The 19,540-nt window shown below is 62.0% G+C and carries 17 protein-coding genes; 2 read left to right on the forward strand and 15 right to left on the reverse strand.

Going from position 1 to position 19,540, the window contains the following annotated elements:
- Positions 1 to 143: 143 nt before the first annotated feature.
- The 6 genes from KR541_RS29340 to KR541_RS29365 form a co-directional block, all read right to left on the reverse strand.
- Positions 144 to 887, reverse strand: a complete 744-nt coding sequence (locus tag KR541_RS29340; RefSeq protein ID WP_062885853.1) for an SDR family NAD(P)-dependent oxidoreductase — start codon at positions 885 to 887, stop codon at positions 144 to 146.
- 12 nt (positions 888 to 899) lie between these two features.
- Positions 900 to 2,210 carry an acetoin dehydrogenase dihydrolipoyllysine-residue acetyltransferase subunit gene (locus KR541_RS29345; RefSeq protein WP_089489193.1) on the reverse strand — a complete coding sequence of 437 codons (1,311 nt, stop codon included), beginning with the start codon at positions 2,208 to 2,210 and terminating at the stop codon, positions 900 to 902.
- Between the two features lies 1 nt (position 2,211).
- The gene (locus KR541_RS29350; RefSeq protein WP_269465695.1) at positions 2,212 to 3,213 is read right to left on the reverse strand and encodes an alpha-ketoacid dehydrogenase subunit beta; all 1,002 of its coding nucleotides are present in this window, start codon (positions 3,211 to 3,213) and stop codon (positions 2,212 to 2,214) included.
- Entirely contained in the window at positions 3,200 to 4,228 is a 1,029-nt protein-coding gene (locus tag KR541_RS29355) for a thiamine pyrophosphate-dependent dehydrogenase E1 component subunit alpha (RefSeq protein ID WP_249746008.1), read from the reverse strand. Before KR541_RS29355 ends, KR541_RS29350 begins: the two co-directional genes overlap by 14 nt.
- Before the next feature lie 10 nt (positions 4,229 to 4,238).
- Entirely contained in the window at positions 4,239 to 5,567 is a 1,329-nt protein-coding gene (locus tag KR541_RS29360; RefSeq protein ID WP_050011230.1) for an NAD(P)H-dependent oxidoreductase, read from the reverse strand.
- 388 nt (positions 5,568 to 5,955) lie between these two features.
- Positions 5,956 to 6,837 carry a sugar-binding transcriptional regulator gene (locus KR541_RS29365; protein WP_226238130.1) on the reverse strand — a complete coding sequence of 294 codons (882 nt, stop codon included), beginning with the start codon at positions 6,835 to 6,837 and terminating at the stop codon, positions 5,956 to 5,958.
- 185 nt (positions 6,838 to 7,022) lie between these two features.
- Between KR541_RS29365 and KR541_RS29370 the strand changes: the two genes are divergently transcribed.
- Together KR541_RS29370 and KR541_RS29375 are read left to right on the forward strand one after the other, a co-directional pair.
- Positions 7,023 to 7,868: a hypothetical protein gene (locus tag KR541_RS29370; RefSeq protein ID WP_216089973.1), complete on the forward strand. Its 846-nt coding sequence runs from the start codon at positions 7,023 to 7,025 to the stop codon at positions 7,866 to 7,868.
- A gap of 23 nt (positions 7,869 to 7,891) precedes the next feature.
- Positions 7,892 to 8,479 carry a hypothetical protein gene (locus KR541_RS29375; RefSeq protein ID WP_216089974.1) on the forward strand — a complete coding sequence of 196 codons (588 nt, stop codon included), beginning with the start codon at positions 7,892 to 7,894 and terminating at the stop codon, positions 8,477 to 8,479.
- A 178-nt stretch (positions 8,480 to 8,657) separates the two neighbouring features.
- Here KR541_RS29375 and KR541_RS29380 read toward each other — a convergent pair whose 3' ends face one another.
- The 9 genes from KR541_RS29380 to KR541_RS29420 all read right to left on the reverse strand — a co-directional run bounded on the left by KR541_RS29380 (position 8,658) and on the right by KR541_RS29420 (position 19,533).
- Positions 8,658 to 9,197 (reverse strand): gamma carbonic anhydrase family protein, encoded by a 540-nt coding sequence (locus KR541_RS29380; protein ID WP_216089975.1) that lies wholly within the window; start codon positions 9,195 to 9,197, stop codon positions 8,658 to 8,660.
- Positions 9,198 to 9,231: 34 nt separating this feature from the next.
- Positions 9,232 to 10,887, reverse strand: a complete 1,656-nt coding sequence (locus KR541_RS29385) for an MFS transporter (protein ID WP_216089976.1) — start codon at positions 10,885 to 10,887, stop codon at positions 9,232 to 9,234.
- Positions 10,888 to 11,027: 140 nt separating this feature from the next.
- Positions 11,028 to 12,509, reverse strand: coding sequence for an NADP-dependent succinate-semialdehyde dehydrogenase (gabD, locus tag KR541_RS29390; protein ID WP_216089977.1), 1,482 nt, complete (start codon positions 12,507 to 12,509; stop codon positions 11,028 to 11,030).
- A gap of 35 nt (positions 12,510 to 12,544) precedes the next feature.
- The gene (locus KR541_RS29395) at positions 12,545 to 14,110 is read right to left on the reverse strand and encodes a class I adenylate-forming enzyme family protein (RefSeq protein ID WP_216089978.1); all 1,566 of its coding nucleotides are present in this window, start codon (positions 14,108 to 14,110) and stop codon (positions 12,545 to 12,547) included.
- A gap of 83 nt (positions 14,111 to 14,193) precedes the next feature.
- Positions 14,194 to 14,946, reverse strand: a complete 753-nt coding sequence (locus tag KR541_RS29400) for an SDR family NAD(P)-dependent oxidoreductase (protein ID WP_089489190.1) — start codon at positions 14,944 to 14,946, stop codon at positions 14,194 to 14,196.
- On the reverse strand, positions 14,930 to 17,374 hold the full coding sequence (locus KR541_RS29405; RefSeq protein WP_216089979.1) for a xanthine dehydrogenase family protein molybdopterin-binding subunit: 2,445 nt from the start codon (positions 17,372 to 17,374) through the stop codon (positions 14,930 to 14,932). The genes KR541_RS29400 and KR541_RS29405 overlap by 17 nt, the downstream gene beginning before the upstream one ends.
- Positions 17,367 to 18,128 (reverse strand): N-acyl homoserine lactonase family protein, encoded by a 762-nt coding sequence (locus KR541_RS29410; protein WP_050011239.1) that lies wholly within the window; start codon positions 18,126 to 18,128, stop codon positions 17,367 to 17,369. Before KR541_RS29410 ends, KR541_RS29405 begins: the two co-directional genes overlap by 8 nt.
- Positions 18,125 to 18,685, reverse strand: coding sequence for a (2Fe-2S)-binding protein (locus KR541_RS29415; protein WP_425542636.1), 561 nt, complete (start codon positions 18,683 to 18,685; stop codon positions 18,125 to 18,127). The genes KR541_RS29410 and KR541_RS29415 overlap by 4 nt, the downstream gene beginning before the upstream one ends.
- Positions 18,655 to 19,533 (reverse strand): FAD binding domain-containing protein, encoded by an 879-nt coding sequence (locus tag KR541_RS29420; protein ID WP_050011241.1) that lies wholly within the window; start codon positions 19,531 to 19,533, stop codon positions 18,655 to 18,657. The genes KR541_RS29415 and KR541_RS29420 overlap by 31 nt, the downstream gene beginning before the upstream one ends.
- Between the last annotated feature and the right edge of the window lie 7 nt (positions 19,534 to 19,540).

The raw sequence follows: 19,540 nt of genomic DNA on the forward strand, positions 1-19,540 counted from the left end.
GCACGAACTGCTTTAACAAACGAGACGAATCCGGCGGTTATTTCGCGCCGCCATTTTGAACAAATGTTTATCGCAATAATACAATTGTTCATTTTCAGGTAAATACGGGAAAACGCGACACGAAGCCCGCAGCAACGATTCTTCTAACAAAAACCCGAATTGACCTCAATCGGGAACACGAGACCCGAAATGTAGTGTGACGCCTCCGAAGCCAGGAATAGAGCGGCACGCACTGCGGCGGACATGCCGTCATCTCGCCTCGGGATCGACGGCAGCGGGGTCGGCTGCAGCGTCACACCATGTGAGGCGCGGCGAAACTCGTCATATGAGGGTACCGTTGGACAGACGGCATTGACACGGATCCCGTCACCTTTCAATCGTTGCCCCATTGCTTGGGACAGCTGACAGAGCGCCGCGGCACAGGCGCTCTGCCACGGCACGCACCAGGAATCCGCTTCGGCAGTTGGCGCGATATTGACGATCACGCCTCGCTTGACTCGCCGATACTGCAAAGCTGCGGCATGGGCGATGTAAAACGCAGCCTTGACGCACTCGGCGTACGCGTGATCGATCTCTCGTTCGTGAATCTCGAGATCGTTTCCCGCATCCAGGCGCGCGCAGCCGTTATGGACGACGATATCGAGTCTCCCGAATTCAAGCACGGTCCGTTCAACCAGTTCAACCGCACGTCGCGCCGTGAAGATTTCCGCCGGCGTACTGTCGACATTGGCTTGACCGTCTCCCGTTTCACCCACCAGTTCGAGAACGCGTGCCCGCTGCGTAAGCACCGTTGCGCCGGCGGTACGCAACGCACGGACCACCTCGTCGCCGACGGGGGACGATAGCCCCGTAACCAGCGCGATCTTGCCGTCAAGCTCCAGGTTCATGAATGGCTCCGCCTACCGTGACAGTTGCTCGCCGACGATACCGACCACATCAGCCAGCGCTTCGACGTGCGGCAAATGACCGACGTCTGCGAAGCGGTGCTGCGCAATCCGGCCAGGCAGGCCGTTCGCGTGCGTAATCGGAATGATCTTATCCGACGCCCCCCAGACGACGCGAACAGGCATCGTCAGCGACGCGATGGCTTCTCGCAGATCGATCTTCTGCCGGCCGCCCGGAAAGAACGTCTCCGCGATTGACGCAAGCGTCACACGTTTTGCCTCACTCGACAATTGCTGCTCCGCCGTCGCGATGAACGCTTCGTCGATCACACCGGGACGCGCGACCAATTCCCGCAGCCATGGCGTAAGACTGGTTCGATCAGCAGCTTGCGTCAGCCCGCGCAAGAACGCACCGTTGCATTCGGTACCCAGCCCGGCCGGTGCGGCCAGCGTCAACGACGACACACGCACCTGGCGCGACGCGCTCAATGCGATCGCGACAGCCGCGCCGAAAGAATGCCCGACGAGATGGCAGTTTGCGACATCTTCGGCCGCCAGCGTAGCGCCGATCGCGTCGACGATTTTCTCCAGTGATGCGGCAGCGTCAGCCGGCGATTTTCCATGTCCGGGCAAATCGATCGACAGGACACCGAGATTCTTGGCAAGGCCGGCGTCGCGCAATGCATTGAAGAACGGGCGCCAGCTGTTCGCCTCGGCCCCGAATCCATGCAGAAGCACCAGCGTCGCCGGACCGCCGCGCTGCAGCCAGACCCGATTGAGCGCGCCTTGCCGGCTCGCGCCGGCCGGCACTTCACGTGAACCACCGTTGCCGACGGCGACGGCGCGCACGTCATTCTCGACGATCCGGCCATGCGGACCGGATCCTTGCAGGCTGCCCAGGTCGATTTCGCTTTCGCGAGCAGCCCGACGAGCGGCGGGCGTTGCACGAATCCGGCTATCGCCGATATGGCCCGACGATGCCGCGGCTGCGACGTCCGCGCGACGATGGACCGAGGGTGCAGCCTCGGCGTCAAGCTCGGCAACGCCTGATGCGGTTGTGCCGGCGTCCTGCTCGATGACGGTCTCGCCATTGGCATAGATCCATGCGATCACGGTTCCGACGGGGACCGTATCGCCGACGCTGGCGGTAATCTGCCGGACCGTGCCACTCGCCGGGGCCTCCACTTCCATCGTGGCCTTGCTGGTCTCGATGTCGAAGATCGGCTCGCCCTGCCTGATCGTGTCGCCATCCTTGACATACCAGGCGGTAATCGTGCCCTCGGTCATGTCCATGTCGACGCGGGGAAGGATCACTTCGGTCGCCATCTCAGCCCCTCCGACCGACAATATGCCGAACCGCCTCGACGATGTCGGGCACCTGCGGCACGGCAGCCTTCTCGAGCTGCGGGTTGTAAGGCAGCGGACAATCCGAGCCGCCCAGCCGGACGATCGGTGCGTCCAGATAATCGAAGGCGTCGCTTTCGCATACGATCGACGCGATCTCGGCGCCTATGCCCAGTTGCTGAACACCTTCGTACACACATACCAGACGCGAAGTCTTGCGTACGCTGGCGATGATCGCCTCGCGGTCGATTGGCCGGATGCTGCGCAGATCGATCACTTCCACGTCGATGCCTTCCTGCTGCAGCGCGTCTGCCGCTTCCAGCGAACGCACGGTCATGATCGAAGTCGCGACGATCGTGACATCCCGCCCCTCGCGGCGAACGACGGCCTTGCCGATCGGCTCGACATAGTATCCCTCCGGCACGATGCCCTTGCTCTTGTACAGGAGCTTGTGTTCGAAGATCATCACCGGATCGGGATCCTCGAGCGCGGCAAGCAGTAATCCCTTCGCGTCATGGGGCGTACTGGGTTGCACTACCTTCAACCCAGGAACGTGCGCGAACCAGGCCTCGAGGCTCTGGCTGTGCTGCGCTGCGGCGCCTGTCCCCGAGCCGGCGGGAAAGCGCATCACGACCGGCACCGAGACTTCACCGCCCAGCATGTAACGCATCTTCGCGGCCTGGTTCACGATTTGTTCCATCGCAAGCGTTGCGAAGTCCGAAAACTGGAATTCGTAGATCGGCCGGCAGCCGGTCATCGCCGCGCCGACCGCAATGCCGGCGCCTGCCAGCTCCGCGATGGGCGTGTCCATGACACGTTCCGCACCAAAGCGCTGAAACAGGTCACCGGTCACCTGGAACGCACCGCCGTAGACTCCGATATCCTCGCCCATCAGGAACACGCGCTCGTCTCGCTCCATTGCGATGCCCATTGCCTCATGAATCGCCTGAGCGTAAGTCAGTTCGCGCTGGTCACTCATGGTCATTCCCCCCGTTCTCCGTATATACATAGCGCGTCAACTCGGCGATGTCCGGTGCCGGGCTGTTCTGCGCGTAGTCCAGCCCCGCCTTGATTTCTTCCTCGACTTCCGCGTGGATTGCTTGCGCCGCTGCGGCGTCGATCAGTCCAAGCTCCACCAACTGCCGCTCGAATTTCGCAATGGGATCCCTTGCGCCCCAGGACTCGATCTCTTCGCGGGTGCGATAGCGGTTCCGGTCGCTCTTGGAGTGGCCGCGAATGCGGTATGTCTCGCACTCGATGAGTGTCGGCCCCTCGCCTTTTCGCGCACGCTCGATCGCGCCTTCAGCCGCCGTCAGCACGTCGCCGAAGCTGTTGCCGTCGACAGTTACGCCGGGCATGTCATACGCAGCCGCGCGCTGCGAAATCCGACTGACGGCCGTCGAACGTTCGACCGACATCGACATGCCGTACCGGTTATTTTCACAGACGAAAATCACCGGCAGCTTCCAGATCGCGGCGAAATTCAGCGATTCATGGAACGCACCTTCATTGTTCGCGCCATCGCCGAAAAAACACACGACAACCGAGTCCTTGCGCCGCTTCTTGATCGAAAGCGCCGCGCCGACCGCGATAGGCAAGCCCCCGCCCACGATACCGTTGGCGCCGAGATTTCCGCGGCTCACATCCGCGATGTGCATCGAACCGCCCCGCCCCCGGCAATACCCCGTCTCCTTACCGAAGAATTCGGCGAACATGCGTTTCGGATCCGCACCTTTGCCGATACAGTGGCCGTGTCCCCGATGCGTCGACGTGATGTAGTCCTCATCGGTGAGAAGCATCGTCATCGCGATCGCGGAGGCTTCCTGCCCGATGGACAGGTGCATCGTGCCGTGAATCAGGCCGCGCATGTACGCCTGTTCCGCACTCTCCTCGAATCGACGCACGAGTTGCATCTTTTTCAGCGCGTCACGCAACGCTTGCGCGGAGACGTGCCGATAGACTTCGGGCATTCCTTCGATCTTCTCTGCAACGAATCCCATCATCCTCTCCTCAAGCGGCGGCACGCGCGCCACGGACCATCTCGTCCTGACGCTGGCGCAGTTTGACAATCGGTGCGTTCGCGTCGACCGCGGCGTTCTGGTACGTCAGCAATTCGCCCTTTCGGATTGCTTGGGTGACGATGCCGCCTTCCAGCAAGCCGCATGGAACCGCGCGCTCCGCAAGCGCGTCGTCCGCCGCGATGGCCCACGCGCGGTACGTGAATTCGCCGATCGCGTCGAGGCGGTCACCGACTTTCAGGTCTCGCTTCGCCACCGCGCAAACCTCGACCACCGGAACGGGGAGCGGCCGCATGTCGGCTTTGCCGTACAGGACAGCGCGCGCGCAGCTGAGCGGTACTTCGAGGCTCGTCAGGTGATACGGGCGATAGAACGTGTAATACGGCCCCTTGCCGAGCTTGAGGTCTGCCATGCGCTCGCGCAGGCGAGGATGTGCAAGTTCGGCAACGACGAACACCCCGGGCGCGACGCCCTTTCCGATGGTGTAATCGACTACGCCCTTTTGGGTGAGGATCCCTCCGTCCGCCACCGGACAAAGCACCTCATGCAGTTGGTCGAGCGTGGCCGCGGGACCGTGCATGCCTGCCACATCCGGAATCAGCCCGGTCGCATTTCCGATCGCCGCCATTTCGACCGCGGTCTTCGAACCGTCGACAAACTCCACCAGCATGCGCGGATTCATGTTGCGCGCCTTGGCTTCCGCCATGTAGTCGTCCGGTGTCGCGTCGATATTCAGCGGGTTGTTCTTGCCCTTACCCGCGGCGACGATCGGATAACCGAGCGCGCTGACGAAATCGATCAACTCGATCGTCGAGCTCGGCTCGTCGCCGGCGCCGAGCGTGTACACCACGCCCAGCCGCTCCGCTTCACGACGCAGGTATGCGCCGATGGTCACATCGGCTTCGACGTTCATCATCACGAGATGCTTGCCATGCTCCATGGCAAGCAGCCCGATCTGCGCGCCCACCGCCGGTTTGCCGGTCGCATCGATAACCACGTCGATTTGATCGTTGGTACAGATCGCATTCGAGTCTTGCGTGATGGCGATCGATCCGGCCTCGATCGCCTGCGAAATCCCCGAGCCAGTCTCGACGACGCGATAGCCGTCGTCCGCCTGATTGGCGACTCGAACCGCTTCGCATGCGGCGTCGACACGGAGGTCCGCGATCGCGCCGATCTCGAGACCTTCCATTTGCCGGACCTGGGTCACGATGTCCGTGCCCATTTCGCCGGAGCCGATCAAGCCGATTCGGATAGGTCTGCCCGATTGGGCGCGGGCTTTGAGGTCGGCCGCCAGGCCGCTGGGAATGATGTTGAGCATCGACGATGTCTCCTGGGTAGTGACGCGCGCTTGCGCAGGCATGTGCCCTTAACCCGCGTCTGCAACCTGGATCGCCGCGACGTTCAGTGCACATTTGTTTTTTACAATATCACTTTGTTCACTAAAGGTACAAGCAACCGAGCGGCAAAAAGAGCGCATCTAGGGTTATTCCTAGCGCATGGAAATTTGGGGACGGAAAAAGGAGGAGCCGCGCCAAGGGCTCGTTGACGCGAGCGACAACCCAGCGGCGGGCACTGATACAGAAATTGATGCGGCGCAGCATCACTGCCGTCGCTGCGAATGGGGGGAGGTGCGAGAGCGCGCTTCTCTCGGCAGTGGGGACGAGCGCGGAGTACGGAAAGGTGACGGGGACCTTTCCGCGCGAAGGTCAGTCCGCTAGTTTCAGCAAGTCCGCTGCGGCGTATTGATCGGTGATCAATACGGACGGTCGCAATAACCTCAGAGCCCCCCCGAGCGCCGGCACCTTGCTGACGCCGCCCGCTGCAAGCACGCGCACCGGTACTTGCTTGACGATGTCGAGCGGCACGGACATCACACGCTCGTTGATGGGATGGTCAACCAGTTGTCCGTTGGCGTCGAAAAAGTTGAAGAGCAGATCGCCCACGGCACCCGCCTTGATCACTGATTCGCGATCAGCATCGCTGATGAACCGCGATCGGTGCGCCGTTGCCTCCGGGCCAGTGCCCGCAGCGCCGAGCACGACCGCATCCAGGGATCTCGCCAGATCGAAAATATCCCGGAGGCCGCAGCGCTCGATGAGCGTGCGCCGGGTCTCCGGGCTGTCGACCACCAACGGCGCGGTCATCAGGTAGCAGTCCGCCTGATACAACGTCGCGAAACGCCAAGCGAACTCCGCCGGGTTGAAATGTCGGGCTTTCATGATGCCGCCCAGCAGTGAAACCACCGAGACGTTTTCGACGGGACGCTCACCCATGTACGACAGCGAACTGACAAGGGTGCGCCCCCAACCGACGCCGATTTTCATGTTCGACCGCACCATCGACGACACATATTCGCCAGCAGCCGCGCTCACTGGCGCGGTGGCATCCGCGTCTCGCGCTGACAGCGGTACGACGATCGCTTCCGCGATCCCGAATCGCTCCTCGAGTTGCCGTTCGAGATCCACGCATTCGACCAGGCGATCCCCAATCGAAATTTTTACCTCGTTTCTCTCGCGCGCAGCGGCCAGCAGGCGCACGACCGTCACCCGACCGATGCCGAGTTTCTGTGCGATCTCGTGTTGCGTCATCTCCTCCACGAAGTACATCCACGCCGCGCGCAGCCGCAGTCTGCGCGCTGGGCTTTGTTCGTCGATGGCCTCTTCTCGGTGCTTGGTTCGGGCTCTCGGCACGCTTCCTCCCCTAAATTAACGTGATCAATGACACTGAACAAATGTGCTATCTTAACTTCAAATGTTTCAGCCTCGAGGCAGCCATGGAACCCAAGTCATTGACGCCATCGCACATCGTCCAGGATCTCAGTCAGGTTCGCCTTGCATTGATGGATTGTGCGCGGCAACTTCGATACGCGGCGCGAAACGTCCCCGGCTCTGGGTCCGATTCTCAGCGAACCGCTGCCCGCCGCGCGAACTTGCCGCCGTTGCCGCAATTTCTTGGCTCCGTCGGCCATATCGCGGACACACTGCTCGAAACGGCCGAAACGTATGCAGGTCATGCGATTCCCCCACTGCAGGATCATTGGAAAGCGCCTGTCAGCTTCGACGGCGGCCTGGAACGCATCATTCGCGAATCCGCGGATACAAAGCTGATCCGCCACTGCTCGGCACTTTATTACGCAGCCGCGAAGCGATTCATCCTGCACGCGGGTGCGACGGACGTCCTTATATTTGAACACCGCATCAATGACGCATTCAGCAGCCTGCGAGGCGCGCACAACGTGTTAAAAGGCATAGCGGAAATCCAGGCCGAGGCGTCGCTGGATGAATTTTCCGACGATATCTGTCGCGCGTATTCCCGGCTCACGTTATCGCTCATCGACCGCCATCCGATTCGAAGCGCACGATTCGATGAATTGCCTGATGTCGTCGCGCCGTGGTGGCTGGTATCCGAGCCGAACGTATATGTTTTTCTATTACTCGGTATCACCGGGTGCGCAAGAATTGTTCAGCCTGCAGCGCTTCCGTCCAATCCCGACACGCTGCTTCGCTTCGCGGCCGATCTCGTAGGCGCGTCCGAGTCGCGAATTCGAGCGGCATTGCGATCGAAAAATCCGGACGACGCGATGCAGCGCGAGTTTTCCAGAATTGTCAGCTACCTGTGAAGTCAATGCGCCGGAGAAGCATCTTGGTAGACGAACACGAACCGATCGCAAGGTCCATACATCGCGTATGGCCGGCTCTCACCAAACTGTCATCTTGCAGACTGCTTCTTCAGCAGTATTGCAACGACTACTCAAAAAATTCCGGCGTGTTGCTCGAGCTCGATGATCGACAGTTCACACAAGCGTTCGTCGCGTGGACTCAAATCCTCGAAGATAGCGAGTTTTACCTACACAAGAACGCGGCTGACTATTTCCAGTTCTGCATCGGCGCGCTGCTCGCCGAACTATTGAAATTCAAAGCCGTCCGAGACACATCGGTGACCGTCATTCCACATAAGAAACCGAGCAGCGAAATTGCAGACTGGTGGCCGACCGGATTCGCACTGACTCATTTTTGCGTTGAGCTCGTCAAAAAAGTATCACGGCAGGAATGTGGAAAAGTCGTCGAATCGTCCGAAAAAATCGGACAGCTCAAGATCTGGCAATCGTATCGCGAGAATTTGCTCGAAGAGCCGATGCTGGCCATTGCATATTTCGACGACTTCATGGGCATAACGCCAAACTGGCGCACCCCGTACTATGCTGGTCACCGCACGGGAGGGATCGATTGATTCGTATGTGAATCGTGCAGTGCGCGCACGTCGACGGCGCACTGCACGGCTACGTCGGTAGTGCCGACAACGAACGATTGCGGCGCTCCGCCGCAAAAGCCGATCGCGACAATCGTCGATCGCCGTATTCCATTCGCGACGGTCGGGGGTCTGTCGAATTCCGGCAATATCACTCGGCTCATCCACCGATCGGCATATCGATCCGGCGTATCGTTGCCAAACTCGCTGCCGCGAGTTCGCAGTAGCGGTTCGTCGCTTCGACCTTCTCACGCAGTTCCGCTTCGGTCAGTACGCGGACGATACGGGCCGGCACGCCCATGACCAGCGTTCGCGCCGGCACCTCCATTCCCGACTTGACGAACGCGCACGCCGCCACAATGGCGGAATCTCCGACTATCGCGTCGTCCATCACGATGGCGGTCATCCCGATCAGCGCGTTGCGCTCCAGACGTGCGCCATGTATCACGGCGCCGTGGCCGACATGAGACCGTTCGCCAAGCAAACATGTCATTCCGTGCCCGACATGCAACGTACAGTTGTCCTGTACGTTGCTGTCCTCGCCGACACGAATGGCGCCAAAATCCCCACGTAGCGAGGCTCCGGGCCCAATATAGCAACCGGCGCCGACGATCACGTCACCGATGATGCTCGCACTCGGGTGTACGTAAGCGGACGCATGAACGCGCGGGGCCACGCCTCGATATTCGTATAACGCCATGATCCGCTCGACTCCGTATCGATATGTTGTCTGGTCAGTTTGCGCAGATATCGGTGCCGCGCGTCTCGCGCACGCACAAGATCCCGACGATCAGCGAAGCGGTCGCAATGACGATCGGATACCAGAGGCCGGAATAGATGTTCCCGTTTGCCGCGACGATCGCGAATGCGGAAGCCGGCAGGAATCCACCGAACCATCCGTTGCCGATGTGATATGGCAACGACATCGACGTGTAGCGGATCCGTGTCGGAAAATACTCGACGAGCATGGCCGCGATCGGCCCGTAGACCATCGTGCCGTAGATCATCAGGATCGCCAGCAGAAGGATCGCCATCGGCCAATTGATCTTGCCCGGATCGGCCTTCGCCGGATAGCCGTTATCATGCAGCGCACGCTGCAGCGCCCGATCGAAATCACGCCCTTGCATGGCTGCGTCGGCGGATTTTCCATCGTATGACGAAATGACGCTGCCGCCGACGACGATCGCTGCCCTCTCGCCCGGCGCCGCCGGATCGTTACGGTAGCTCAGCCCAGCTTTCGAGAGCGCACTCTTGGCGATATCGCATGAACTGGTAAAGGTCGCCGTACCGACCGGATTAAACTGGAACGAACACTCGCGAGGAAATGCCTTCACCACAATCGGCGCATTCCGTTGTGCCGTCTCCAGCGCGGGATTGATAAAGTGTGTGAGCCCCTTGAACAGCGGAAAATACGTGGCGGCCGCCAGCGCGAAACCGATCAGGATGATCGGCTTGCGTCCGATTCGGTCGGACAATGAACCGAACACGACATAGAACGGCGCCGAGATCACGAGTGCGATGGCAAGGATCACATTCGACGTCGAACCCTCGAGCTTGAGCGTCTGCGTCAGAAAGAACAGCGTGTAGAACTGCCCCGTATACCAGACGACTGCCTGCCCCGCCGTCAGCCCGAACAACACGACCAACACCAGCTTGAGGTTCTTCCATTGCCCGAATGCCTCGGCTACGGGTGCCTTCGAGCGACTGCCCTCGGCCTTCATGCGCTCGAATGCCGGCGACTCGTGCAACTGAAGGCGGATCCACACCGATATCCCGAGCAGCACGATCGACATCAGGAACGGCATTCGCCATCCCCACGATGCGAACACGCCTTCTCCTGTCGTGGTTCGAACACCCAGAATGACCACCAGCGATAGGAACAGCCCGAGCGTCGCCGTCATCTGGATCCAGGCGGTCCATGCACCGCGCCGGTCATTCGGCGCATGCTCCGCGACATAAGTCGCCGCGCCGCCGTATTCGCCGCCAAGCGCGAGACCTTGAATCATCCGCATCGCGACAAACAGGATCGGCGAAGCGATCCCGATAGTGGCAAAGCCCGGCAGCAACCCGATGAGAAACGTCGAGCCGCCCATCAGGACGATCGTCACGAGAAACGTGTACTTGCGGCCTACCAGGTCGCCCAGACGTCCAAATACGATCGCCCCGAGAGGTCGCACCGCGAAACCCGCAGCAAAGCTCAGCAGCGTAAAGATGAATCCCGCGGTCGGGTTGACACCGGAGAAAATGTGCTTGCCAATGAACGTCGCCAGCGAGCCCGCGAGAAAGAAGTCGTACCACTCGAACACCGTACCTAACGAAGATGCGAAAACCACCCGTTTTTCGTCACGGGACATCCGCGACGCAGGCACTGCCACATTGACTGTTGACATGTCTAGCTCCTCCAAACCAATGGATTCATCGTTGTTGTCTAACTTTCATTACTGGACTTTATTGCGCGAGATACCTCCATCGAAGAATTCACGATGAACCGGCACCGAAGCATCGATGCACCCAGGTGCCGCCCCGAGCGTCAGGCGATTCCGCCCACGCACAGATACTTGAGCTCGAGGTAGTCCTCGATGCCGTACTTCGATCCCTCGCGTCCGAGCCCGCTCTCCTTGACACCGCCGAACGGTGCGACTTCGGTCGAGATCAGGCCTTCGTTGATGCCTACGATGCCGTACTCGAGCGCCTCGGCCACTTTGAGCACGCGGCCGATATCCCGGCTGTAGAAATAAGAAGCGAGACCAAATTCGGTGTCGTTCGCGAGCGCGATTGCCTCGTCATCGGTACTGAACCGGAAAATGGGGGCAACGGGACCGAATGTCTCCTCGCGAAAGATCCGCATCGACGGAGTCACATCGGCAAGAATCGTCGGCTCGTAGTAGTTGCCGCCCTTCTGATGCCGCTTTCCGCCGACTACGACACGCGCGCCCTTCGATATCGCGTCGTCGACGTGCTCCACAACCTTCGCGACGGCATGCTCATCGATCAGAGGACCGATCGCGACACCTTCCTCGAATCCGTCGCCGACACGCATGGATTGCACGGCCACCGACAGTTTTTCGATGAACGCGTCATACACACCGTCCTGAACCAGCAGACGGTTCGCGCATACGCAGGTCTGCCCCGCATTGCGATACTTCGATGCGATCGCACCTTTCACTGCCGCGTCGAGATCGGCATCGTCGAATACGATGAACGGCGCGTTGCCGCCCAGTTCCATCGATGCCTTCTTGACGGTCGACGCGCATTGCGCCAGCAGAATCTTGCCGATTTCCGTCGATCCGGTGAACGAGACCTTGCGGACGATCGGACTGGTCGTCAACGTTTCGCCGATCTGCGCCGCCGCGCCAGTTACGCACGAGATCACCCCTTTGGGCACGCCGGCACGCTCGGCCAGCACGCAGAGCGCAAGCGCGGAGAATGGCGTCTGGCTCGCGGGTTTCAATACCATCGTGCAGCCGGCGGCGAGCGCCGGCCCGATCTTGCGCGTCAACATCGCCGCCGGGAAATTCCACGGCGTGATCGCAGCGCACACGCCGATGGGTTGCTTCAGCACGACGATGCGCTTGTCGCGCGCATGCCCCGGAATCGTATCGCCATAGACGCGCTTGGCTTCCTCGCCGAACCATTCCAGAAACGACGCGGCATAGCCGATCTCCGCGCGGCTTTCCGCAAGCGGCTTGCCCTGCTCAGCCGTCATGATCGCCGCCAGATCATCCTGATTCTCGATCATCAATTCATACCAGCGACGCAAAACCACCGCACGTTCCTTCCCGGTACGCGAGCGCCATTCGGTCAGCGCGGCATTGGCGCCGTCGATCGCGCGCAATGTTTCATCTCGCCCCATGCGCGGCACGGTCCCAAGCGACTGCCCCGTCGACGGATTGCGCACGTCGATAGTGCCCCCTTGGTCAGCGTGAATCCATTCACCTGCGATGAGGCACACATGCCTTAGCAGTTCAGGATTCCGAATCGTTACCTGCCCGTTCAATGAAATTGTCGACATCAATACTTCTCCAGTCAGAGGATAGGCGTAACGTGTCAGACGTCACCGTGCTCGGCCGGTTGTACGGCTTCGCGCAATTTGAACCGCATGACCTTCCCAGATCCGGTCCGCGGAATTTCCGTCGTCACATGAATCACGAACGGTACCTTGTAAGCCGACAGATGGAGACTGCAGTGCGCGAGCAGCGCCGCGACATCCACAGCGCCCTCGGCTCGCTCGACGACGAACACCACCGGCACCTCGCCGAGATGCGCATGCGGCATGCCGACGACTGCGCAATCGTGAACGCCGTCGTACTCGCAGACCACCTCTTCGATTTCGGCCGGTGAGATGTTCTGGCCGCCCCGAATGATTACTTCCTTGAGGCGCCCCGTGATGGTGATATAGCCGTTCGCATCAAAGCGTGCCAAGTCGCCCGTGCGATACCAGCCGTTGATCAATGCCGCATCGGTTTCCGTTGGCTTGTTCAGGTATCCCTTCATCACATTGGGGCCGCGGACGAGTAACTCGCCTTCTTCCCCGACCCGAACATCGCGCAGCGCAACAGGATCGACGACGCGCGCCGCTACGCCCGGCAGCGGCAGGCCGCACGAGCCGAATACGCGCGCACCGGTCGGCCAGTTCATCGTGACCATCGTCGAGGTTTCGGTAATGCCGTAGCCATCGAGCAGCTTCAGGCCGAACATGTTTTCGAATTCGCGATTCGTCGTGCCCGGCAGTATCGCGCCGGCCGACACGCATAATCGCAGCCCGGGCAGCGAGCCGCGCCCGTTCGCCCGCGCGGATTCGAGCAGGTAGTGGAACATCGTCGGCACGCCCGGCATGACCGTGAAGCGCCCGTCCGACAGCAGCCGCGGGATTTCGCTCGACGAATACTTCTCCATCAGATACGCGGTCGCACCGACTGCGAGCACGCTCAGCACGGAGAAGTTCAGCGCATACGAGTGATACAGCGGAAGTGCGCTCAGCACGCGATCGCTGCCCGTCAGGCCGGCAATCGGGGCCCAGCATGCGGCGGCGACCCACAGCATGCCGTGCGTCGACAGTAGCACGCCTTTGGGCTTGCCGGTCGTTCCCGACGTGTAGATCACGAATGCGGGATCGTCGATCGTGTCCGGATCCAACGGCTCACTCGCGGTGCCGCGCGCCGTCGCGACTGCAAATGGCGTACCGACGACGGGCTGCGACGACCACGACACGGTCACGTATTCCGTGACCGTACCGACAGAAGCACCGACCGCGCGCAATTCCCGCTCGCGCACGTCGCTCGTCACGAGTGCCGTGCAGCTTGCATCATCCAGCCGATACTCGATCTCCGGCGAAGTGGCCTCGTGGTTGATTGGCACGGCGATCGCACCGGCACGAACGCAGGCGAGGCAGCTCACCACCCATTCGACCGAGTTCGGCAGCACGACGGCGACACGATCGCCGGCCTGCACGCCCGCCCGCTGGAAGTGCGTCGCCAGGCGTGCGGTCATCGCGTCCAGTTCCGCATAAGTGACGGACGTCCGTGCGTCCTCGAATGCCGCCTTGTCCGGATTGCGCTCCTTATGGCGCTTGAGCAATTCGTGGACAGGCACAATAAGCTCGGTATGAATCACGTTTGTCTCCTGGAGCGCTGCCGTCGGATTCGGTCGGCGGCGCTGATGTGTCAGTTGTCGGAAGAACGCCGTGGGTTGCGCCGTCAGACCATACTGAAGCCGCCGCTGATGCTGATCACCTGACCGGTAATCCAGCTTCCCTTTTCCGATGCAAGCAGGACCGCCATGGGCGCAACATCATTCGGCTGACCGAGACGTCGAAGCGGATAGAGCTTGACCAGCCGTTCCAGATTCGCCTCGAGAAATTCCGGATCGTGTGCGGTCTCGATCAACCCGAGCGCCAGCGCATTGGCTGTCGTGCCCGAGCGCGTTTCTCGTGCGATCGACTTCATCAGTGCGATATTGGCCGCGCGCGCGGCCGCGCCGATCGCCAGGCCGGATTCGCCGACCCGCGACGAATCGCCCGTGATCGTGATGATTCGGCCGCTGCCTTTCTGACGCTCCAGATGAGGCAACGCCGCATGCGTGCAGTTCAGCGTGCCGTACAGGCAGACGTCGATCTGCTTGCGCCATTCGTCCGGGTGGGAATCGAGAAAGCGCTTGCGGATGACGAGCCCGGCATTGTTGACAAGGATGTTGAGACCGCCGAAGACCTCGACGGTCTCGTCGATCATCTGATCCACGGCCCGACGGTCCGAGATGTCGCAGCCGATCGCCCGCCCTCGCCCACCTTGCGCGCGGATCTCGTCCACGACCGCTTCCGCCGCGGCCTTCGATCCGTGATAGTTGACGACGACACTCGCACCCTCGGCAGCCAGGCCCAGTGCGATTTCACGGCCCACGTCCCGGGCGCCGCCGGTGACGAGCGCGACCTTTCCGTCAAGTCTGAATTCCATCTTGTTGCTCCTTGATTGATTCAATGGGGGATGAATGAATGAGGCGATACAGGCGCTCGGGCGTCACCGGCAATTCCGATATGTCGACGTTCAGCGGCGACAGCGCATCGGCGATCGCATTCGCAATGGCCGCGGGCGAGCCGATCGTCCCGCCCTCGCCCATGCCGCGAAAGCCGCCCAGCGTGTTGGGTGCCAGTTTCTCGAGGTGCACGAGATCCAACGTCGGGACTTCCGGTGCCGACGGCAGCAGGTAATCGACCAGGCTCGCGGTCAGCAATTGCCCCTCGGCGTCGTACACAACTTCCTCGAGCAGTGCAGCGCCGATGCCCTGCGCCACGGCGCCACGCGTCTGCCCCGCGACGATCAACGGATTGATCACCCGTCCGCAGTCCTCCGCGATCACGTATTGCCGAACGTGAACGCCATACGTTTCGGGATCGATTTCCACCTGAACGAGATGCGTAGACGAACTTGTCGTGCCTACCACCGGGTCGTAAGCCCGACTGACGCAAAGATCCTCCCGGAACTCCGGCGGCACGCGTCCCATCTGCGAATAGAGCGCCTTTGCCAGATCGGCGAATGACAGACACGCGTCGCTCCAGCGCACGCGAATGACGCTCTCGACCGCGTCGAGATCGCCCGGCGACACGTCGAGCAGATGACCGGCGACGCGCAGCATCCGTGCGCGCAGTTCGCGCGCTGCCAGCATTCCAGCCCCACTGCTGATGACGGCCGTGCGGCTGGCATAACTGCCGGTACCGTGCGGCACGGCGGCACTATTGCCGGTGATCACGCGCAGATCTTCGATGCGCGCGCCGAGTTCGTCGGCCAGCACCTGAGCGAGTGTCGTCTCGTGCCCCTGACCATGCGATGCGCAGCCGAACGATGCCGTGACCGCTCCGGTCGAATCGAGTTGGATCACGCACGTATCGGTGCCGGTGTTGATCGGCATGCCTGGCGACGCGGAAATGCGCGAGCCGATGCCGGACAGTTCCGCATAGCAGGCGACGCCGATACCGACCCAGCGCCCTTCGGCACGCGCGTGCGCCTGGGCCTGCCTCGCGGCGGTGTAGTCGAACCGTTCCTTCGCTGCCTCGAGTCCTTCGATGAACGCCGATTGATCCCACACGATGCCGACCGGCGTGCGATACGGAAACTCCTCCGGACGCACGAGGTTGCGTAACCGCAACTCCGTCGGATCCATGTCGAGCCGCTTTGCCGCCAGATCCATCAGGCGCTCCATCGCGAATGTCGACGTCGGGCGTCCGACGCCGCGATAGGGCCCGGTCGGCGCCTTGGGTGTCGTCACCCCACGCACGTGTCCGTGATAGGCAGGGACCCGGTACGGCCCGGGCAGAAAACTGATGACCTGAACCGGCTCGATACCGGCAGTCCACGGATAGATCGAATACGCGCCCACGTCGCCGATCACTTCGGCACGCAGCCCCAGAATCCGGCCATCGCTATCCAGTGCGAGTTCGGCATCGACCCGTTCGTCGAAGGCCTGGCTCGTCGACAGCATGTCCTCGAGCCGATCACCGCTCCAGCGCACCGGGCGCCCGACCTTTCGCGCGAGCACGCATACGAGCATCTCCTCCTGATAGACCGAGGTCTTGCCGCCGAATCCGCCCCCGACATCGGGCGCGATGACCGTCAGCCGGTTGCCCGGCATGTCGAGCAGATCCGCCATCGCGTCGCGCACGATGCCCGGTATCTGGCTCGACGTGTAGAGCGTCAGGGCGTCCCGGCCCGGATCCACTTCCGCGATATAGGTGCGCGGCTCCATCGCGGTCGGCATCTTCCGGTGAAACCGGAACCGGCCGCCAACGGTGACAGGCGCGTTCGCGAACGCTTCGTCGATCTGGCCACGCACGAACCGACGTTCGACCAGCACGTTGCTCGTCAATCCTTCGTGCAGCAGTGGCGCGCCGGGCTGTGCCGCCGCCTCGGCATCGGTCTCGACCGGCAGCGGTTCGTATTCGATCTCGATCGCATCCCGCGCATCCTCGGCCAGATAGCGGCTATCAGCGAGCACCGCGATGACCGGTTCGCCGACGAAGTGCACGACACCGTCCGCCAGCGCATGAATCGGCGTGGGCTGATAATCCGCCATGCGCGATACCGCGACAGCCGGCTTGACGAGGCCAGCCAGATCGGCCCACGCATAGATGCCGAATACACCTTCCATGCCGCGTGCAGCGTCGGCACGCACGGCGCGGATGCGCGCATGCGCCTGGTCGCTGCGCACGATCGCGAGATGAAGTGCATTTCCGGCCGGCCGATCATCGACATAACGTCCGAGTCCGGTGAGCAGTCTCGCGTCCTCGAATCGGCGCACCGGCTGCCCGACAAAACCGCCGCGCGGCTGTTCGTCGATGCCGACATCGGCGTCCGGCGGCGCGCCAGGATCACGACGCGGCTTACTCATACGCGTGAGCCCCCTTGCGAAGCGTCTCCCACTGCTGCGGATCGTGGCCGAAGATCACGCTCGCGCCATCTCGTTCGAGCCTCCGGACCTCGTTGAGAGTTGACAACGCGGCATCCGAGTCCCACGTGTTGCGCGGCATCACTTCGCGCGTCAGATTCTCGCGCAGCGCAACGGCGTCGGCAGCAAGCAGGAAGGCGCCGTCACGCTCCAGTGTCGCGAGCATGCCCATGCTCCCTGGCGTGTGCCCCGGCAACGGGACCAGCAGCATCTTTCCATCGCCGAAGACGTCGCGCTCCCCGTCGATGAGTTCGGTCGGCATCGGATGCTGCCAGTCGGCGGGAATGTAGCCGCGTTGCAGTGCCTCCTCTCCCTGGGCGGCCGCCAGCTCCTTCGCATGACAGAAGAACGTCGCTCTCTTGAAGAACGCATTGCAGCCGCAATGATCGGAGTGCAGATGGGAGTTGACGACTACATCGACATCGTCCGGCCCGAGCCCGAGCGTTTTCAACTCCGAGATGACGTTGTCTTCCGGTCCGGCGATCGGCGTCATGGCCTTCGCCATCGCCCCCCAGCGAGCGGCGGCATCGTCGACGACCTGCGGGTGGCATCCGGTGTCGAACAATACGTTTCCCTGACCATGCCGAAACAGCATGCATGCCACCGGCAGATCGATCGTTTCGCTTCGCTCGGCTTCCGGCAGATAGACACTCTTGCGCATCCGGAGCCGGCCGCCATTCAGAACATGCATCTTCATCGTTGGTTATCCTCGGTTGGCTCGGATCCGGCGGCCTGCCGCAATGCGTCGCGCGCCGTTACGCAAACACGGACGGCTTCGACGATGCCCTGGTAGCCGGTACAGCGGCAAAGATTTCCGGACAGCGCATCGCGAATCTCGTCATCGCTGTCGAGCGGGTATTTCTGCAACGCATCGGTGCAGGTCGCCAGCATGCCGGGCGTACAGAACCCGCACTGAAGGCCATGATGTTCACGGAACGCCTCCTGCAGCGGGCTCAGCGAATCGGGCGTGCCCATGCTCTCCACGGTACGCACGTCGCAACCGTCGGCCGAGATCGCCAGCATCAGGCAGGACCGCACGCTATCGCCGTCGACGATCACCGTGCAAGCCCCGCATACGCCGTGCTCGCAACCGACGTGCGTGCCGGTCAGCGACAGGTCGTGTCGCAAGAAATCGGACAGAAGCAGGCGCGGTTCGATGCTGCGCTCGACGACCGTGCCATTGACGATCATCCAGACGGGCTTGCGGGCAATGTGATGTTCGTTCATTGCGCGACTCCTGAAGCACGGCGCCATGCGCTGCGTATCGCGCGCCGCGCGAGCACCCCCGCGAGATGGCGGCGGTACGCCGGCGAAGCATGCAGATCCATGGCGGGAGACAGTCCGTCACACGCGATTTCCGCCGCCTCATCCACGAGCGCGTCGCACAACGGCTTGCCGAGCAGGATCGCTTCCGAGTCACTGCGCCGCAACGGCGTGTCGCCTACTCCCATCATCGCGACGCGCGCATCGTGGATCACGCCGTCGCGGACATCCAGCAGTACGCCCACGGCGGCCAGCGCAAAGTCGCCTGCGCGACGCGAGAATTCCTCGAAACACCAGCCGGTCCCGGGCTTCACGCCCGGAAAATCGACGCGAACGACCATCTCGTCATCGTCGAGCATCGTCGTGAGTGGCGCGATGAAGAAATCGGCCGCCGCAATCCTGCGCTCGCCGCGGGGCGAACGCGTGACGATCGTCGCATCCAGCAATCGCGCCAGCATCGGCAACTCCGCGGCCGGATCGGCATGCGACAGGCTTCCGCCGATCGTGCCGCGATTCCGGATCGCGAGGTGGGCGACATGGCGCATCGTGTCAGGAATGATCGGAAAATGTCGGGCAACCTGGCGCGACGTCTCGAGCACGCGGTGACGCGTCAGCGCACCCACCGCGAGTCCGCCGTCCTCACGCTCGCGCACGTAGTCGAGCTCGACCAGTTTGCGGATGTCGACGATCAGCGCGGGACGCACCACCCGAAAATTCAGCATCGGCATCAGGCTTTGGCCGCCGGCCATCAATTTCGCATCGCCGCGGCAGGCCGCCAGCGCGGCGATCGCCTCGTCGACGGAGTCCGGGCAACAATAGTCAAACGGTGCCGGTTTCATCGGTTCC

Source organism: Burkholderia sola (assembly GCF_905400185.1).
In the GTDB taxonomy this organism is placed as follows: Bacteria; Pseudomonadota; Gammaproteobacteria; order Burkholderiales; family Burkholderiaceae; genus Burkholderia; species Burkholderia sola.

Bases quoted from the DNA above. Each gene is read 5' to 3' on its own strand.
- KR541_RS29380 (WP_216089975.1), bottom strand. From the start codon at position 9,197: ATGGCGTTATACGAATATCGAGGCGTGGCCCCGCGCGTTCATGCGTCC.
- KR541_RS29410 (WP_050011239.1), bottom strand. From the start codon at position 18,128: ATGAAGATGCATGTTCTGAATGGCGGCCGGCTCCGGATGCGCAAGAGT.
- KR541_RS29400 (WP_089489190.1), bottom strand. From the start codon at position 14,946: ATGGAATTCAGACTTGACGGAAAGGTCGCGCTCGTCACCGGCGGCGCC.
- KR541_RS29385 (WP_216089976.1), bottom strand. From the start codon at position 10,887: ATGTCAACAGTCAATGTGGCAGTGCCTGCGTCGCGGATGTCCCGTGAC.
- gabD (WP_216089977.1), bottom strand. From the start codon at position 12,509: ATGTCGACAATTTCATTGAACGGGCAGGTAACGATTCGGAATCCTGAA.
- KR541_RS29355 (WP_249746008.1), bottom strand. From the start codon at position 4,228: ATGGGATTCGTTGCAGAGAAGATCGAAGGAATGCCCGAAGTCTATCGG.
- KR541_RS29360 (WP_050011230.1), bottom strand. From the start codon at position 5,567: ATGCTCAACATCATTCCCAGCGGCCTGGCGGCCGACCTCAAAGCCCGC.
- KR541_RS29405 (WP_216089979.1), bottom strand. From the start codon at position 17,374: ATGAGTAAGCCGCGTCGTGATCCTGGCGCGCCGCCGGACGCCGATGTC.
- KR541_RS29415 (WP_425542636.1), bottom strand. From the start codon at position 18,685: ATGGCGCCGTGCTTCAGGAGTCGCGCAATGAACGAACATCACATTGCC.
- KR541_RS29420 (WP_050011241.1), bottom strand. From the start codon at position 19,533: ATGAAACCGGCACCGTTTGACTATTGTTGCCCGGACTCCGTCGACGAG.
- KR541_RS29370 (WP_216089973.1), top strand. From the start codon at position 7,023: ATGGAACCCAAGTCATTGACGCCATCGCACATCGTCCAGGATCTCAGT.
- KR541_RS29350 (WP_269465695.1), bottom strand. From the start codon at position 3,213: ATGACCATGAGTGACCAGCGCGAACTGACTTACGCTCAGGCGATTCAT.
- KR541_RS29340 (WP_062885853.1), bottom strand. From the start codon at position 887: ATGAACCTGGAGCTTGACGGCAAGATCGCGCTGGTTACGGGGCTATCG.
- KR541_RS29365 (WP_226238130.1), bottom strand. From the start codon at position 6,837: ATGACGCAACACGAGATCGCACAGAAACTCGGCATCGGTCGGGTGACG.
- KR541_RS29345 (WP_089489193.1), bottom strand. From the start codon at position 2,210: ATGGCGACCGAAGTGATCCTTCCCCGCGTCGACATGGACATGACCGAG.